General features: G+C 71.2%; 16 protein-coding genes. 13 read left to right on the top strand and 3 right to left on the bottom strand.

The annotated features are described in order from the left end of the window. The first annotated feature begins 8 nt into the window (after positions 1-8). From dxr to ACIBU0_RS26820, 6 genes are all read left to right on the top strand, one after another. Entirely contained in the window at positions 9-1265 is a 1257-nt protein-coding gene (dxr, locus tag ACIBU0_RS26845; RefSeq protein WP_398823029.1) for a 1-deoxy-D-xylulose-5-phosphate reductoisomerase, read from the top strand. Positions 1266-1273: 8 nt separating this feature from the next. Continuing rightward, positions 1274-2566 carry a M50 family metallopeptidase gene (locus ACIBU0_RS26840; protein WP_398823820.1) on the top strand — a complete coding sequence of 431 codons (1293 nt, stop codon included), beginning with the start codon at positions 1274-1276 and terminating at the stop codon, positions 2564-2566. Between the two features lie 169 nt (positions 2567-2735). Continuing rightward, positions 2736-3893 (top strand): flavodoxin-dependent (E)-4-hydroxy-3-methylbut-2-enyl-diphosphate synthase, encoded by a 1158-nt coding sequence (gene ispG, locus ACIBU0_RS26835; RefSeq protein ID WP_398823026.1) that lies wholly within the window; start codon positions 2736-2738, stop codon positions 3891-3893. 218 nt (positions 3894-4111) lie between these two features. Next, on the top strand, positions 4112-4960 hold the full coding sequence (locus ACIBU0_RS26830; protein ID WP_398823023.1) for a GNAT family N-acetyltransferase: 849 nt from the start codon (positions 4112-4114) through the stop codon (positions 4958-4960). A gap of 115 nt (positions 4961-5075) precedes the next feature. Beyond that, the gene (locus ACIBU0_RS26825) at positions 5076-5642 is read left to right on the top strand and encodes a GNAT family N-acetyltransferase (RefSeq protein WP_398823020.1); all 567 of its coding nucleotides are present in this window, start codon (positions 5076-5078) and stop codon (positions 5640-5642) included. Positions 5643-5714: 72 nt separating this feature from the next. After that, positions 5715-7418 carry a proline--tRNA ligase gene (locus ACIBU0_RS26820; RefSeq protein WP_398823017.1) on the top strand — a complete coding sequence of 568 codons (1704 nt, stop codon included), beginning with the start codon at positions 5715-5717 and terminating at the stop codon, positions 7416-7418. 48 nt (positions 7419-7466) lie between these two features. Here ACIBU0_RS26820 and ACIBU0_RS26815 read toward each other — a convergent pair whose 3' ends face one another. The 3 genes from ACIBU0_RS26815 to ACIBU0_RS26805 are packed head-to-tail and all read right to left on the bottom strand — an operon-like array spanning position 7467 to position 9450. Continuing rightward, a complete protein-coding gene (locus ACIBU0_RS26815) occupies positions 7467-8366 on the bottom strand; it encodes an aminoglycoside phosphotransferase family protein (RefSeq protein WP_398823014.1) in 900 nt (299 codons plus the stop codon). A 50-nt stretch (positions 8367-8416) separates the two neighbouring features. Next, the gene (locus ACIBU0_RS26810; protein ID WP_398823011.1) at positions 8417-8893 is read right to left on the bottom strand and encodes a ferritin-like domain-containing protein; all 477 of its coding nucleotides are present in this window, start codon (positions 8891-8893) and stop codon (positions 8417-8419) included. Then, complete coding sequence (locus ACIBU0_RS26805; RefSeq protein ID WP_398823008.1) at positions 8890-9450, bottom strand: hypothetical protein; 561 nt, start codon at positions 9448-9450, stop codon at positions 8890-8892. The genes ACIBU0_RS26810 and ACIBU0_RS26805 overlap by 4 nt, the downstream gene beginning before the upstream one ends. Before the next feature lie 232 nt (positions 9451-9682). Here ACIBU0_RS26805 and rimP point away from each other — a divergent pair, with 232 nt between their 5' ends. From rimP to truB, 7 genes are all read left to right on the top strand, one after another. Continuing rightward, positions 9683-10189: a ribosome maturation factor RimP gene (rimP, locus tag ACIBU0_RS26800; protein ID WP_398823005.1), complete on the top strand. Its 507-nt coding sequence runs from the start codon at positions 9683-9685 to the stop codon at positions 10187-10189. Between the two features lie 2 nt (positions 10190-10191). Further along, positions 10192-11178 carry a transcription termination factor NusA gene (nusA, locus tag ACIBU0_RS26795; protein WP_398823002.1) on the top strand — a complete coding sequence of 329 codons (987 nt, stop codon included), beginning with the start codon at positions 10192-10194 and terminating at the stop codon, positions 11176-11178. Between the two features lie 102 nt (positions 11179-11280). Continuing rightward, entirely contained in the window at positions 11281-11577 is a 297-nt protein-coding gene (locus ACIBU0_RS26790) for a YlxR family protein (RefSeq protein WP_398822999.1), read from the top strand. Between the two features lie 146 nt (positions 11578-11723). Next, positions 11724-14834, top strand: coding sequence for a translation initiation factor IF-2 (gene infB, locus ACIBU0_RS26785; RefSeq protein ID WP_398822996.1), 3111 nt, complete (start codon positions 11724-11726; stop codon positions 14832-14834). A 176-nt stretch (positions 14835-15010) separates the two neighbouring features. Beyond that, entirely contained in the window at positions 15011-15304 is a 294-nt protein-coding gene (locus ACIBU0_RS26780) for a DUF503 domain-containing protein (protein ID WP_398822993.1), read from the top strand. Between the two features lie 38 nt (positions 15305-15342). Continuing rightward, the gene (gene rbfA, locus ACIBU0_RS26775; RefSeq protein WP_398822990.1) at positions 15343-15798 is read left to right on the top strand and encodes a 30S ribosome-binding factor RbfA; all 456 of its coding nucleotides are present in this window, start codon (positions 15343-15345) and stop codon (positions 15796-15798) included. After that, entirely contained in the window at positions 15795-16700 is a 906-nt protein-coding gene (gene truB / locus ACIBU0_RS26770; RefSeq protein WP_398822988.1) for a tRNA pseudouridine(55) synthase TruB, read from the top strand. Before rbfA ends, truB begins: the two co-directional genes overlap by 4 nt. The last annotated feature ends 171 nt before the right edge of the window (positions 16701-16871 follow it).

Raw genomic sequence — 16871 nt, 5'->3', positions numbered from 1 at the left:
ATGGGGGGATGAGCGACAGTCCAGCCCCTCTCGCCGACCCGCATCTCGTCTATGACCCCGTGGCGGGCGACGGCCCCAAGGACGTGGTGATCCTCGGTTCCACCGGCTCGATCGGCACCCAGGCCATCGACCTGGTGCTGCGCAACCCCGACCGGTTCCGGGTCACCGCACTCTCCGCCAACGGCGGCCGGGTCGCCCTCCTCGCCGAGCAGGCGTACCGGCTCAAGGCGCGGACCGTCGCGGTGGCCCGCGAGGACGTCGTCCCGGCGCTGCGCGAGGCCCTGCTGGCCCAGTACGGCACGGGGGAGCCGCTCCCCGAGATCCTGGCGGGCCCGGACGCGGCCACTCAGGTCGCCGCATCCGACTGCCACACCGTCCTCAACGGCATCACCGGCTCCATCGGCCTCGCCCCCACCCTCGCCGCCCTGGAGGCGGGCCGCACCCTCGCGCTCGCCAACAAGGAGTCCCTCATCGTCGGCGGCCCGCTGGTCAAGGCGCTCGCCAAGCCCGGGCAGATCATTCCGGTCGACTCCGAGCACGCCGCCCTGTTCCAGGCCCTGGCCTCCGGTACCCGCGCCGACGTACGCAAACTCGTCGTCACCGCCTCCGGCGGCCCCTTCCGCGGCCGTACGAAGCAGGAACTGGCGAACGTCACCGTCGAGGACGCCCTCGCCCACCCCACCTGGGCCATGGGCCCGGTCATCACGATCAACTCCGCGACCCTCGTCAACAAGGGTCTGGAGGTCATCGAGGCGCACCTGCTCTACGACATTTCCTTCGACCGCATTGAGGTGGTCGTGCATCCCCAGTCGTATGTTCACTCGATGGTTGAGTTCACGGACGGATCCACGATCGCCCAGGCGACGCCCCCCGACATGCGCGGGCCCATCGCCATCGGCCTCGGCTGGCCGGAGCGCGTCCCCGACGCCGCGCCCACGTTCGACTGGAGCAAGGCGTCGACCTGGGAGTTCTTCCCGCTCGACAACGACGCGTTCCCGTCCGTCGACCTGGCGCGCCATGTGGGTGAGCTCGCGGGCACGGCACCCGCGGTGTTCAATGCGGCCAACGAGGAGTGCGTGGAGGCCTTCCGGGCCGGCGCGCTGCCGTTCAACGGGATCATGGAGACCGTGACGCGGGTGGTGGAGGAGCACGGCACCCCCCGGGCGGGAACTTCCCTCACCGTCGCGGACGTCCTCGAAGCGGAGACCTGGGCCCGCAGGCGGGCACAGGAACTGGCGGCACACACGGCGGAGGCCCGTGCATGACGACCCTGATGTTCATCCTCGGCATAGTGCTGTTCGCGGTCGGGCTGCTCTTCTCGATCGCATGGCACGAGCTGGGCCACCTGTCCACGGCCAAGCTGTTCGGCATCCGTGTGCCGCAGTACATGGTGGGCTTCGGCCCGACCATCTGGTCGCGGAAGAAGGGCGAGACCGAGTACGGCGTCAAGGCGATCCCGTTCGGCGGCTACATCCGCATGATCGGCATGTTCCCGCCGGGACCGGACGGCCGCCTGGAGGCCCGCTCCACCTCCCCCTGGCGCGGCATGATCGAGGATGCCCGCTCCGCCGCCTTCGAGGAACTCAAGCCCGGCGACGACACCCGCCTCTTCTACACGCGCAAGCCGTGGAAGCGGGTCATCGTGATGTTCGCGGGCCCGTTCATGAACCTGGTCCTCGCCTTCGGCCTGTTCCTCACCGTGCTGATGGGCTTCGGCATCCAGCAGCAGACCACCACCGTCAGCTCGGTCTCCCCGTGCGTCATCGCCCAGACCGAGAACCGCGACGAGTGCAAGGCGTCCGACCCCAAGTCCCCGGCCGCGGCCGCGGGCATGAAGGCCGGCGACAAGATCGTCGCCTTCGACGGGGTCAGGACCGACGACTGGAACACCCTCTCCGACCTGATCCGCGACAGCGCCGGCAAGGAGGTGCCGATCGTCGTCGACCGCAAGGGCGAGCAGGTGACCCTGGAGGCGAAGATCGCCACCAACCGGGTCGTGAAGAAGGACGCCGGCGGGGCCTATGTCAAGGGCGAGTACGTCAAGGCCGGCTTCCTCGGCTTCAGCTCGGCCACCGGCGTCGTCAAACAGGACTTCGGCGACTCGGTGTCCTGGATGACCGACCGGGTCGGCGACGCCGTCGACTCCCTGGTGGCGCTGCCCTCCAAGATCCCCGCCCTGTGGGACGCGGCCTTCGGCGACGGCCCGCGCGAACCGGACTCCCCGATGGGCATCGTCGGCGCGGCGCGGGTCAGCGGCGAGATCGCCACGTTGGACATCCCGGCGTCCCAGCAGCTGGCGACGTTCGTCTTCCTGCTGGCGGGCTTCAACCTGTCCCTCTTCCTCTTCAACATGCTCCCGCTGCTGCCGCTCGACGGCGGCCACATCGCGGGCGCCCTGTGGGAGTCGCTGCGCCGCACCACGGCGAAGGTGCTGCGCCGCCCGGACCCCGGCCCGTTCGACGTGGCGAAGCTGATGCCGGTGGCGTACGTGGTCGCCAGCATCTTCATCTGCTTCACGCTGCTCGTGCTGGTCGCGGACGTCGTTAACCCGGTCAGAATCTCCTAGTCATACGGCGTTCGAGGCGGCCTGGGATCCTCTGTCCCGGGCCGCCTTCCATTGAGTGGGTTTACGGACCGTGATGTGAAGGGGCCGGCCCCCGTGCCGTAATCTCGAAGCCTGGAGCCCGCTGCTGACGGGACCGGACCTTGATCCACGACTTGGGGTTGCACAGCAGATGACTGCGATTTCTCTCGGCATGCCGTCCGTACCGACCAAGATCGCCGAGCGCCGGAAGAGCCGGCAGATCCAGGTCGGATCCGTGGCGGTCGGCGGGGACGCGCCGGTCTCGGTCCAGTCGATGACGACCACGCGCACGTCGGACATCGGCGCCACCCTGCAGCAGATCGCCGAGCTCACGGCCTCCGGCTGCCAGATCGTGCGCGTGGCCTGCCCGACGCAGGACGACGCCGACGCCCTCGCGACCATCGCCCGCAAGTCCCAGATCCCGGTGATCGCGGACATCCACTTCCAGCCGAAGTACGTCTTCGCGGCCATCGAGGCCGGCTGCGCCGCGGTCCGCGTCAACCCCGGCAACATCAAGCAGTTCGACGACAAGGTCAAGGAGATCGCGCGGGCCGCCAAGGACCACGGCACCCCGATCCGCATCGGCGTCAACGCGGGCTCGCTGGACAGGCGTCTGCTGCAGAAGTACGGCAAGGCGACCCCGGAGGCCCTCGTCGAGTCGGCCCTCTGGGAAGCCTCCCTCTTCGAGGAGCACGACTTCCGGGACATCAAGATCTCGGTCAAGCACAACGACCCGGTCGTCATGATCGAGGCGTACCGCCAACTGGCCGCCCAGTGCGACTACCCCCTCCACCTCGGTGTGACGGAGGCGGGCCCGGCGTTCCAGGGCACGATCAAGTCGGCGGTGGCGTTCGGCGCGCTGCTCTCGCAGGGCATCGGCGACACCATCCGCGTCTCCCTCTCGGCCCCGCCGGTCGAGGAGGTCAAGGTCGGCAACCAGATCCTGGAGTCCCTGAACCTCAAGCAGCGCGGCCTGGAGATCGTCTCCTGCCCGTCCTGCGGCCGCGCCCAGGTCGACGTCTACAAGCTGGCCGAGGAGGTCACGGCAGGCCTGACCGGCATGGAGGTCCCCCTCCGCGTCGCCGTCATGGGCTGCGTCGTCAACGGCCCCGGCGAGGCTCGCGAGGCCGACCTCGGCGTCGCCTCCGGCAACGGCAAGGGCCAGATCTTCGTCAAGGGCGAGGTCATCAAGACCGTCCCCGAGTCCAAGATCGTCGAGACCCTCATCGAGGAGGCCATGAAGCTGGCCGAGCAGATGGAGGCGGACGGCGTGACGAGCGGCGAGCCGTCGGTTTCGGTGGCCGGCTGACGGCACTTCTGGGCGCCGGTCCGCATCGATCAGCCCGTCCGGCGTTTGAGGACGAGGCCCTTTCGGGGCCGAAGCGGGGGTCTGGGGGCGGCAGCCCCCAGTCGACGGCAACGACAACGCCGGGTACCTCCAAGCAGGCGGCACCCAGCCAGGGCGGCACCGCTCAGCTTCCGCAGGTACAGTGCGGAGACCAGCAGCTCCCCGGAGGCCCCCCGAACGTGTTGACCCAGACCACCTCACGGGTGCTCGAACCGAGCGACCTGGACGCCGCGCTCGCCGTCCTCGACCGCGAGCCGGTCGTGAACGCCTTCGTGACGTCCCGAGTCCAGGTCGCTGGCCTCGACCCGTGGCGCCTCGGCGGCGAGATGTGGGGCTGGTACGAGGGCGGCATGCTGACGTCCCTGTGCTACGCGGGCGCCAACCTCGTCCCGATCTGCGCAACGCCGCGAGCGGTACGGGCGTTCGCCGACCGAGCCCGCCGCGCGGGCCGCCGCTGCTCCTCCATCGTCGGCCCCGCCGAATCCACCGCCCAGCTGTGGCGCCTGCTGGAACCCGGCTGGGGTCCGGCCCGCGAGGTCCGCGCCCACCAGCCCCTGATGGTCACCGACCGCATGCCGGCCGACATCGCCCCGGATCCGTACGTCCGCCGCATCCGCAAGGACGAGATGGAGACGATCATGCCGGCCTGCGTGGCGATGTTCACCGAGGAGGTCGGCGTATCGCCACTGGCCGGCGACGGCGGCCTCCTCTACCAGGCCCGCGTCGCCGAACTCGTCGGCTCCGGCCGCTCCTTCGCCCGCCTCGACCAGAACGGCAAGGTCGTCTTCAAGGCCGAGATCGGCGCCGCGACGGACCGCGCCTGCCAGATCCAGGGCGTGTGGGTGGCCCCGGAATACCGGGGACAGGGCTTGGCGGCCCCCGGCATGGCGGCGGTACTGCGCTACGCGCTGGCGGACGTGGCCCCGGTGGTCAGCCTGTACGTCAACGACTTCAACACGGCGGCGAGGCGGACGTACACCAGGGTGGGCTTCCAAGAGGTGGGCGCATTCATGAGCGTCCTGTTCTGAAACGCCCTCAAGGGCGCGGGGCTTTATCGATATGCGGCTCCGCCGCGTGGGCGCGAGCAACCACGGACCAGCCGGCAGCCGGAACACCACGCGAACCCCCCTGTAGGCTCCCCACATGCGCCTTCCCGGTCACGGCCACCGCCGCCAAGCAGACGACATCGTGATCGGCCCGCTGGACCTGTCGGCCAACGTGGACGAGGCACTGGCCGTCCAAGCGGTAGCGTTCGGCCTGGGCCCCGACGAAGTCGCCGTACGCCGCCAAATCGTCCTGCGCCACATGACCTACCCGGGAGCAAGAGCCCTCGGCGCAACCGCCTCAGGCAGCCTCGCGGGGTTCGTCTACGGCATGCCCAACGACCGCACCCACTGGTGGTCCACCGTCGTGGAGCCCTACCTCCGGGCCCAGGGCCACGACGACTGGCTGGACGACTCCTTCGTCATCACGGAACTCCACGTTCACCCGCGCTACCAGAACCGCGGTATCGGCCGCTCCCTGATCACCCTGATCACCGACGGCGCCACCGAACCCCGCTCGATCCTCTCCGCGATCGACGTCGAAAGCCCGGCCCGCGGCCTCTACCGCTCCCTCGGCTACCAGGACCTCGCCCGCCAGGTCCTGTTCCCGAGCGCCCCGAAGCCGTACGCCGTCATGGGCGCCCCCCTGCCGCTGCGCCGCCGCTAACCGATTTCCACCGCCCCCTCCCACCCGGCTAACCTCCTGCCATAACCCAAACCCGGCAGGAGTACGAGAACGATGGCGAACGCACCGGTCCAGCGCATGTCCCAGTTGATGGCGAAGACGCTGCGCGACGACCCGGCGGACGCCGAGGTCCTCAGCCACAAGCTGCTGGTGCGCGCCGGCTACGTCCGCCGCACCGCCGCCGGTATCTGGAGCTGGCTGCCCCTCGGCAAGCGGGTCCTCGCCAATGTGGAACGCATCGTCCGCGAGGAGATGGACGCCATCGGCGCCCAGGAGGTCCTGCTCCCCGCGCTGCTGCCGCGTGAGCCGTACGACGCGACCGGCCGCTGGGACGAGTACGGCCAGGAGCTGTTCCGCCTCAAGGACCGCAAGGGCGGCGACTACCTGCTCGGTCCGACCCACGAGGAGATCTTCACCCTGCTGGTGAAGGACCAGGCGTCCTCCTACAAGGACCTGCCGGTCATCCTGTACCAGATCCAGCACAAGTACCGCGACGAGGCCCGTCCGCGGGCCGGCATCCTGCGCGGCCGCGAGTTCCTGATGAAGGACTCCTACTCCTTCGACACCGCCGACGAGGGCCTCGCCCAGTCCTACGCCCTGCACCGCCAGGCCTACCAGCGCGTCTTCGAGCGCCTCGGCCTCGACTACCGCATCTGCGCCGCCACCGCGGGCGCGATGGGCGGCTCGAAGTCGGAGGAGTTCCTCGCCCCGGCCGAGGCCGGCGAGGACACCTTCGCCGACTGCCCGAACTGCGACTTCGCGGCCAACACCGAGGCGATCACCTACGAGCTGAAGCCGGTCGACGCCACGGGCGTGGCCGCGCTCGAGGAGATCCCGACCCCGGACACCCCCACCATCGAGACCCTCGCCGCCCACCTCGGCGTCGAGGCCTCCGCCACCCTGAAGAACCTGCTGGTCAAGGTCGACGGCGAGATCGTCGCCGTCGGTGTCCCCGGCGACCGCGAGGTCGACATGGACAAGGTCGAGGCCCACTTCGCCCCGGCCGTCGTCGAGATGGTCACCGAGGCGGACTTCGCCGAGCGCCGGGACCTGGTCCGCGGCTACGTCGGCCCGCAGGGCCTCGGTGAGAAGGTCAAGTACCTCGCCGACCCGCGCGTGGCCCCCGGCACGGCCTGGATCACCGGCGCCAACAAGGAGGGCACGCACGCGAAGAACGTCGTCGCGGGCCGTGACTTCGAGGTCGACGAGTACGTCGACGTCGTGGTCGTCCAGGAGGGCGACCCCTGCCCCAAGTGCGGCACCGGCCTCAAGCTGGACCGCGCCATCGAGATCGGCCACATCTTCCAGCTGGGCCGCAAGTACGCCGACGCCCTCAAGCTCGACGTCCTCGGCCAGAACGGCAAGCCGGTCCGCGTCACCATGGGCTCCTACGGCATCGGCGTCTCCCGCGCGGTCGCGGCCCTCGCCGAGCAGACCGCCGACGACAAGGGCCTGTGCTGGCCCGCCGAGGTCGCCCCGGCCGACGTCCACGTCGTCGCCGCCGGCAAGGCCCTGCAGACCGAACTGGCCCTCGACGTCTCCGAGAAGCTGGCGGCGGCCGGCCTGCGCGTCCTGTGCGACGACCGGGCGGGTGTCTCGCCGGGCGTGAAGTTCACCGACTCCGAGCTGATCGGCGTACCGCAGATCCTGGTGGCCGGGCGGCGCGCGGCCGAGGGCGTGGTGGAGCTGAAGGACCGCAGGACCGGCGAGCGCGAGGAGCTCACGGTCGACGAGGCGATCGCGCGCCTCACCGCATAGGACAGGCCCACGGTGCGGGTTCCGGTTCCGGGACCCGCACCGGCACGCTCAGAGCCACCCCGCGAACTCCAGCAACAGCTCGGCGTCCTGCGGCCGTCCGACCCTGCGAGCCCTGACCCCGGACTCCACGGCCCGGAACAGCGTCCAGCCCCGCAGCCGCTCCTGGTCGACGTCCAGCGACTCCGCGAGCCGCTTCACGCGCCGCCGGGTCGTCGCCGCTCCCGACGGCTGGGCGATCAGGTCCTCCACCCGGTCCCGCACCAGCCGGGCGAGGTCGAACGCGCACTCGCCGACCACCGGGTCCGGCCCCACCGCGAGCCACGGCATCCGCTCCCCGGCCAGCACCTTGCTCTGCCGGAACGTCCCGTGCAGCAGCCGGTGTTCGGGCGGCGCGGCCAGCAGCTCCTCGCGTGCGGCGAGCGCGGCGTCGACCAGCGGCGCCACCTCGGGATGCGCCGACGCGGTCGCCCGCATCGCCTCAGCCTGCCGCCCCGTCCGCTCGGCCACCGTCTCGAAGACATGCCCGGCGGGGGGCTCCACCCACAGCCGCCGCAACGTCCCCGCCGCCTCCAACAGCGCCTTCGCCTCCGGCAGCGACCGCACCGACAGATCCGGATGCAGCCGCTCCAGCAGCAGTACGCCCTCGGTCACGACAGGTTCCAGAAGCTGTACCGCGCCCAGTCCGCCCCAGTGGGCGAGTGCCGCCCGCTCGCTCTCGGGGCGGGCCCGGGGCGGGGCCAGCTTCAGCACGGCGGGGGTCCCGTCCGGGCGCCGGACCAGGACGACCAGGCTGCTGCGCCCGCCGGGCACCTGCACCCGCTCAACGGTCAACTCGCGTAGCGCGACGGCCTGGCCGGCCGCCTCCGGCAGCCTCTCCAACCAGTCGTCACCGTTGGGTGCCGTCTCACCGAGCGCCCTGACCAGACGCTGCGGCGGTTCGAAAGCCATGCGCGAGTCGTTCCCTTCCCGTACTGCCGTACGTGCTCCGTGGGCCCACGTCACGCGGTGGGCGCCGCCGACGCCGACGCGGTGCCCGCCCGCTCGGCGAGCCCAGGGAAGGCTACGCTCTCGCCCCGCCAGCGCACCGCCCGCACCGCCGCCTCCCGCAGCGCCTCGGCCGCCGTACCCCGCAGCTCACCCTCGGCTGCCCGTACCAGGTCGGAGTACACCCCGGCCACCCGGGCCTCCAGCTCGGCGGCGAGCCGCACGGCCGCGCCCGAGTCCGGCACCGGGAACGGCAGCGCGTACGCGGCGCTCGCGGCGACCGGCTCGGCGCCCAGGTCACGCACCTCGCGCGCCAGCGCGTCCCGCCGCGCCCGGTGCGCGTCGTACGCCGCGCGTGCTTCCGAGCGCCGCCCCTCGCGGATCCGGCCGCCGACGACGCCGTACCCGTACACGACCGCGTGCTCGGCGGCGAGCGCCGCCTGGAGCGCCGTCAGCCGCTGCTTCTTCCCGCTCTCGCTCGACCCGCTCACTTGGCCCCCTCCGTCAGCAGAAACGCGTGCGCGGCCCCGGCCGCCGCCACGGAGGCCAGCAGCCGCGCCAGCTCGCCCGGCACATCGAGGAGTGCCGTCGCCCGCTGGTCCGCGAGGGCCCGTTCGGCGGCGGCGAGCTCGGTGAGGGCTTCCTTCTCGTTCGGGGGCACTGCGGCCGACGGCGATCCCGAAGGCGACGGCGAACCCGGAACCGACGGCGACCCCGATGGTGACGCACCGGCCGAGGCCCGCCGGCCGCCGCCGAACGCCTCCGCATGCCGTACGGCCTCCGCCCGCAACGGCCCCACCAGCTCCGCCAGCCCGGGATGGGCGGCGAGCACCGCGTCGTACCGCTCGATCAGCCCCTCGCTGTCCCGGGCCGCACGCGCGCGTGTCCGCTCGGTGAGCGACGGGGTGCCGCTCGCGGTGCCCGTGGAGTCCTCGGAGTTCTCCGGCCCGGAGGAGCAGCCCACGAGCAGGGCCGCCCCGGCGGCCGAGGCGAGCAGGGTTCTTCTGCGCGGCCCCGAGGGGGAGCGCGGCGGCGAGGGGTACGGCACGGCAGACGTCCTCGGGGAACTCGTACGAAAGCAGTTACGAAGGCAGTGATGAAAGCAGTTGCGGAACCAGCGGGCCGCAGGCCCGTGATCACCGTACCCGCGCCACCGGACGGCATCACTCAGCGGCACCGTTCACATGCAGGTGGACGGCAACACTCCCTGCGACCGGATACCCTTTGACCAGACACGCGACCCATCCCACAACAGCACACGCGGCCGAGGAGTCACCCGGATGAGCACCACCCAGCGCGAGAGGCTGCGAGAACTGCTGGAACCCCTCGTCAGCTCCCAGGGCCTGGACCTCGAAGAGATCGAAGTGGACTCCGTCGGACGCAAGCGCGTGCTGCGCGTCGTCGTCGACTCCGACACCGGGGCGGACCTGGACGAAATCGCCGATGTGAGCCGTGCGCTCTCGGCGAAGCTCGACGAGACGGACGCGATGGGCGAGGGCGAGTACACCCTCGAGGTCGGCACCCCGGGCGCGGAACGCCTCCTCACGGAGCACCGGCACTACGTGCGTGCCGTCGACCGACTGGTGAAGTTCCAACTGGCCGAGGGCGGCGAGCTGGTGGCCCGCATCCTGAAGGTCGACGACGACGGTCTCGACCTCGAAGTGCCCGGAGTGAAGGGCCGCAAGGCCACGAGCCGCAGACTCGGCTTCCCCGACATCGCCAAGGCGCGCGTGCAGGTCGAGTTCAGCCGGAAAGACAGCAAGAACGAGAAGGAAGAGGAGGCGTAGCCGTGGACATCGACATGAGTGCCCTGCGGGGCTTGGTACGGGAGAAGGAGATCTCCTTCGACCTGCTGGTCGAAGCGATCGAGTCGGCCCTCCTCATCGCCTACCACCGCACCGAGGGAAGCCGCCGCCACGCGCGCGTGGAGCTCAACCGGGAGACCGGGCATGTGACCGTGTGGGCGAAGGAGGATCCCGAGGACCTCGACGAGGGGCAGGAGCCCCGCGAGTTCGACGACACCCCGTCCGGCTTCGGCCGTATCGCCGCCACCACCGCCAAGCAGGTCATCCTGCAGCGGCTGCGCGACGCCGAGGACGACGCGACGCTCGGCGAGTACGCCGGCCGCGAGGGCGACATCGTCACCGGCGTGGTCCAGCAGGGCCGCGACCCGAAGAACGTGCTCGTGGACATCGGCAAGCTGGAGGCCATCCTGCCGGTCCAGGAGCAGGTGCCGGGCGAGACGTATCCGCACGGCATGCGGCTTCGGTCGTACGTCGTACGGGTGGCGAAGGGCGTCCGCGGCCCGTCCGTCACCCTGTCGCGCACGCACCCGAACCTGGTGAAGAAGCTCTTCGCCCTGGAGGTGCCGGAGATCGCCGACGGGTCCGTCGAGATCGCCGCCATCGCCCGTGAGGCCGGTCACCGCACGAAGATCGCCGTACGGTCCACCCGCAGCGGCCTGAACGCCAAGGGCGCCTGCATCGGCCCCATGGGCGGCCGGGTGCGCAACGTCATGGGCGAGCTGAACGGCGAGAAGATCGACATCGTCGACTGGTCGGACGACCCGGCCGAGATGGTGGCGAACGCGCTCTCGCCGGCCCGGGTCTCCAAGGTGGAGGTCGTGGACATGGCGGCCCGCTCCGCGCGCGTGACCGTGCCCGACTACCAGCTGTCCCTGGCCATCGGCAAGGAAGGGCAGAACGCCCGCCTCGCGGCCCGGCTCACCGGCTGGCGGATCGACATCCGTCCGGACACCGAGCAGGCCGGGGAATAGATCCAGGCCGCAGGCCGCTTAGATCACGTCAGGTTATCGCCCGGCAACTGTTCGAATCCTGCCCCAAAGGGGTGAGGAGCGTACGGGGAGGTAGACTTAACTGTGTCTGGCCGGACACGCGTCCGCGCATGCCCTGAACGCACCTGTGTGGGGTGCCGGGAGCGAGCGGCCAAGGCTGATCTGCTGCGCATCGTGGCGATCGAGGACGAGTGCGTCCCTGATCATCGCGGTACGCTGCCCGGCCGGGGTGCGTACGTACACCCCGCACTGGTCTGTCTCGACCAGGCGGTACGCCGCCGGGCGTTCACGCGGGCGTTGCGCGCCCCGGGAGCGCTCGACACAAAGGCGTTGCGCCGGTACGTCGAGCAGACAACAGTTGCTGAGCAGGCAACACCGTAAGAAGCGTCGTACGGAACCCCGTGCGGCCCTGGTACCTCGCGAGTCGAAAGCAGGTCGAGATTGCGATGAGCACTCGATGAGTACGCGATGAGTACGCCCATGAAGTAGCGACGGTCCGGCCGCAACCCGGACCTAAAAGGAGCGAAGTGGCTAAGGTCCGGGTATACGAACTCGCCAAGGAGTTCGGGGTTGAGAGCAAGGTCGTCATGGCCAAGCTCCAAGAACTCGGTGAATTCGTCCGTTCGGCGTCTTCGACCATCGAAGCGCCCGTTGTCCGCAAGCTGACGGACGCCCTCCAGCAGGGCAGCGGAGGCGGCAAGCCCGCCCCCGCCCGCAAGGCTGCCCCGGCGAAGCCGGCAGCCCCCTCTCCGGCGCAGGCTGCCCGTCCGGCCGCCCCGCGCCCGCCGGCCCCCAAGCCGGCCGCAGCCGAGAAGCCCGCGGCTCCCGCCGCGCCGGCCACTCCCGGCCCCCGTCCCACTCCGGGCCCGAAGCCCGCGCCGCGGCCCGCCCCGGCGTCCCCGGCTCCGACCACGCCCGAGTTCACGGCACCCCCGTCGGCTCCCGCCGCACCGGCTGCGTCCCAGGGCTCCGGCCCGCGTCCGGGCGCCCCGCGTCCGGCCGGTCAGGCCCCGCGTCCCGGCGCCCCGCGTCCGGGTGGTCCCGGTCAGGGCGGCCAGGGCCGTGGTGACCGCGGCGACCGTCCCGGCGCTCCGCGTCCGGGTGGCGGCGCCCCGCGTCCCGGTGCCCGTCCGGCCGGTCCCCGTCCGGGCAACAACCCCTTCACCTCTGGTGGCTCCACCGGCATGGCGCGCCCGCAGGCGCCCCGTCCGGGCGGTGCCCCGCGTCCCGGCGGCCCCGGTGCCCCCGGCGCTCCCGGCGGCGCTCCGCGTCCGCAGGGCCAGGGCGGTCCCCGTCCCCAGGGCGCGGCGGGCGGTCCCCGTCCGCAGGCTCCGGGCGGCCCGCGTCCCACGCCGGGCGGCATGCCCCGTCCGCAGGGCGGCGGCCCGCGTCCCGGCGGCGGTCCCGCCGGTCCGCGTCCGAACCCCGGCATGATGCCGCAGCGTCCTGCTGCCGGCCCGCGTCCCGGCGGCGGTGGCCCCGGTGGCCGTGGTCCCGGTGGCGGCGGTCGTCCCGGTGGCGGCGGCGGTCGTCCGGGCGGCGGCTTCGCCGGTCGTCCCGGTGGCGGCGGCGGTGGCGGCTTCGCCGGTCGTCCCGGCGGTCCCGGTGGCGGTGGCGGCGGTTTCGCCGGCCGTCCCGGTGGTCCCGGCGGTGGCGGCGGCGGTCGTCCCGGCTTCGGCGGTCGTCCCGGCGGCCCCGGTGGCCGTGGTGGCACGCAGGGTGCCTTCGGCCGTCCCGGTGGTCCCGCGCGTCGTGGCCGCAAGTCGAAGCGGCAGAGGCGCCAGGAGTACGAGGCCATGCAGGCCCCGTCGGTCGGCGGCGTGATGCTGCCTCGCGGCAACGGCGAGTCCATTCGCCTGTCGCGCGGTGCTTCGCTCACCGACTTCGCGGAGAAGATCAACGCCAACCCGGCGTCGCTCGTCGCGGTCATGATGAACCTCGGCGAGATGGTCACCGCGACCCAGTCCGTCTCCGACGAGACGCTCCAGCTCCTCGCCGACGAGATGAACTACACGGTTCAGATCGTCAGCCCGGAGGAGGAGGACCGCGAGCTGCTCGAGTCCTTCGACATCGAGTTCGGCGAGGACGAGGGTGACGAGGAGGACCTGGTGGTCCGCCCGCCGGTCGTCACCGTCATGGGTCACGTCGACCACGGTAAGACCCGACTGCTCGACGCCATCCGCAAGACGAACGTCATCGCGGGCGAGGCCGGCGGCATCACCCAGCACATCGGTGCCTACCAGGTCGCGACCGAGGTCAACGACGAAGAGCGCAAGATCACCTTCATCGACACCCCGGGTCACGAGGCGTTCACCGCCATGCGTGCCCGTGGTGCGAAGTCGACCGACATCGCGATCCTGGTCGTCGCGGCCAACGACGGCGTCATGCCGCAGACGGTCGAGGCGCTCAACCACGCCAAGGCGGCCGAGGTCCCGATCGTCGTCGCGGTCAACAAGATCGACGTCGAGGGCGCCGACCCGACCAAGGTGCGCGGTCAGCTCACCGAGTACGGGCTGGTGGCCGAGGAGTACGGCGGCGACACGATGTTCGTCGACATCTCCGCCAAGCAGGGTCTGCACATCGACTCCCTGCTGGAGGCCGTGATCCTCACCGCCGACGCCTCGCTCGACCTGCGGGCCAACCCGAACCAGGACGCGCAGGGCATCTCGATCGAGTCCCGCCTCGACCGCGGCCGCGGTGCCGTGTCGACGGTCCTCGTCCAGCGAGGCACGCTGCGGGTCGGCGACACGATGGTCGTGGGCGACGCCTACGGCCGTGTGCGCGCCATGCACGACGACAACGGCAACCTCGTCACCGAGGCCGGCCCGTCGACGCCGGTGCAGGTCCTGGGCCTCACCAACGTCCCGGGTGCGGGCGACAACTTCCTTGTGGTCGAGGAGGACCGTACGGCCCGCCAGATCGCGGAGAAGCGTGCCGCTCGCGAGCGCAACGCGGCCTTCGCGAAGCGCACGCGCCGCGTGTCCCTGGAGGACCTGGACAAGGTGCTGAAGGCCGGCGAGGTCCAGCAGCTGAACCTGATCATCAAGGGCGACGCTTCTGGTTCCGTCGAGGCCCTCGAGTCCTCCCTGCTCCAGCTGGACGTCGGCGAAGAGGTCGACATCCGCGTCCTGCACCGCGGCGTCGGTGCGGTCACGGAGTCCGACATCGACCTGGCCATGGGCTCCGACGCCATCGTCATCGGCTTCAACGTCCGGGCGGCCGGCCGTGCGCAGCAGATGGCGGAGCGCGAGGGCGTGGACGTCCGGTACTACTCGGTCATCTACCAGGCGATCGAGGAGATCGAGGCGGCCCTCAAGGGCATGCTCAAGCCGGAGTACGAAGAGGTCGAGCTCGGTACGGCGGAGATCCGCGAGGTCTTCAAGTCGTCCAAGCTGGGCAACATCGCCGGTGTGCTCATCCGGTCCGGCGAGGTCAAGCGCAACACCAAGGCGCGCCTCCTGCGCGACGGCAAGGTCGTCGCGGAGAACCTCACCATCGAGGGCCTGCGTCGCTTCAAGGACGACGTCACCGAGATCCGCGAAGGGTTCGAGGGCGGTATCAACCTCGGCAACTTCAACGACATCAAGGTCGACGACGTCATCGCGACGTACGAGATGCGCGAGAAGCCGCGGGCGTAAGCAGCCGACGGTTCGTGCCGGCCGACGGGACTTCGGTCCCGTCGGCCGGTGCGCCGTTTGCCGAGCGGAAACTCCGTCGAGCCTCCCCGGGGGTTCGCGGTACCGTTCTTGATGTCCCTGCCCCTACCGATCGCAGGGCCATCGATCCCGTACCGGCGGGTGAACCGGCTACACACATGTACGTGGGGACTCTGTCCTTCGACCTCCTCCTCGGCGACGTACGGTCGCTGAAGGAGAAGCGCTCCGTCGTCCGCCCGATCGTCGCCGAACTCCAGCGGAAGTACGCGGTGAGCGCGGCCGAGGTCGACCACATGAACCTCCATCGCAGGGCCCTCATCGGCCTCGCGATGGTCTCCGGCGACGCGGGGCACCTCAGCGACGTACTCGACCGGTGCGAACGGCTGGTCGCCGGCCGCCCCGAGGTGGAGCTGCTGTCCGTGCGACGCCGCTTCCACGGCGACGACGACTGACCACAGAACGAGAAGAAGAAAGAACGGGAGACGGACCAGTGGCCGACAACGCGCGGGCGAAAAGGCTGGCGGACCTCATCCGAGAGGTGGTGGCCCAGAAGCTGCAGCGCGGGATCAAGGACCCGCGGCTCGGCTCGCACGTCACCATCACGGACACCCGGGTCACGGGTGACCTGCGGGAGGCGACCGTCTTCTACACGGTGTACGGGGACGACGAGGAGCGCAAGGCAGCGGCCGCCGGACTGGAGAGCGCCAAGGGCGTGCTCCGTTCGGCCGTCGGGGCCGCCGCGGGCGTGAAGTTCACGCCGACCCTCACCTTCGTCGCCGACGCCCTGCCGGACACCGCACGCACCATCGAGGACCTCCTCGACAAGGCGCGCCAGTCCGACGAGAAGGTGCGCGAGGTGTCCGCGGGCGCGAAGTACGCCGGTGAGGCGGACCCGTACCGCAAGCCGGGCTCCGAGGACGAGACGGACGGCGACACCGCGGAATGACGCAGAAGCACACCACGCCCGACGGCCTTGTCATCGTCGACAAGCCGTCGGGCTTCACTTCGCACGACGTGGTCGCCAAGATGCGCGGCATCGCGCGCACCCGCCGCGTCGGGCACGCCGGCACCCTCGACCCCATGGCGACGGGCGTCCTCGTCCTCGGCGTCGAGAAGGCGACCAAGCTCCTCGGTCATCTGGCCCTGACCGAGAAGGAGTACCTGGGCACCGTCCGCCTCGGCCAGACCACCGTCACCGATGACGCCGAGGGCGAGATCACGGGGTCGGCCGACGCCTCGAAGGTCACCCGCGACGCCATCGACGCCGGCATCGCCAAGCTCACCGGCGACATCATGCAGGTGCCGTCCAAGGTCAGCGCCATCAAGATCGACGGCGTGCGCTCCTACAAGCGGGCGCGGGACGGCGAGGACTTCGACATCCCCGCCCGGCCGGTCACCGTCTCGTCCTTCTCGGTGTACGACGTCCGGGACGCCGTCGCCGACGACGGCACCGCCGTTCTCGACCTGGTCGTGTCGGTGGTCTGCTCCTCCGGCACCTACATCCGCGCCCTGGCCCGCGACCTCGGTGCCGACCTCGGCGTCGGCGGCCACCTCACGGCGCTGCGCCGCACCCGCGTCGGCCCGTACAAGCTGGACTCGGCGAAGACGCTGGACCAGCTTCAGCAGGAGCTGACGGTGATGCCGATCGCCGAGGCCGCCGCGGCAGCGTTCCCGCGCTGGGACGTGGACGCCCGGCGCGCCCGCCTGCTGACGAACGGCGTCCGCCTCGACATGCCCGACGAGTACGCCGGCGGCGGACCCGTCGCCGTCTTCGACCCCGAGGGCCGTTTCCTCGCGCTCGTGGAGCAGCACAAGGGCAAGGCGAAGAGCCTCGCCGTCTTCGGCTGAGACGCCTGCCCGTGGAGCGGCGGCCACGGGGTCCTCCTCTGCCCGCCGCTCCACGGTCCCCCCTCGGTTCCCCCACCCCTAGGGTGTATCCAGCGACCCCCGTCTGTTCACCCGTCCGTGCAGGCGCTCGGAGTGAACCGAGGGAGCGGAAGGGGGCGCGTTCGCCGAGCG

Origin of the sequence: Streptomyces sp. NPDC049627, assembly GCF_044465645.1 — a bacterium.
Lineage (GTDB): Bacteria > Actinomycetota > Actinomycetes > Streptomycetales > Streptomycetaceae > Streptomyces.
This window is presented reverse-complemented; position numbering and strand designations above follow the sequence as displayed.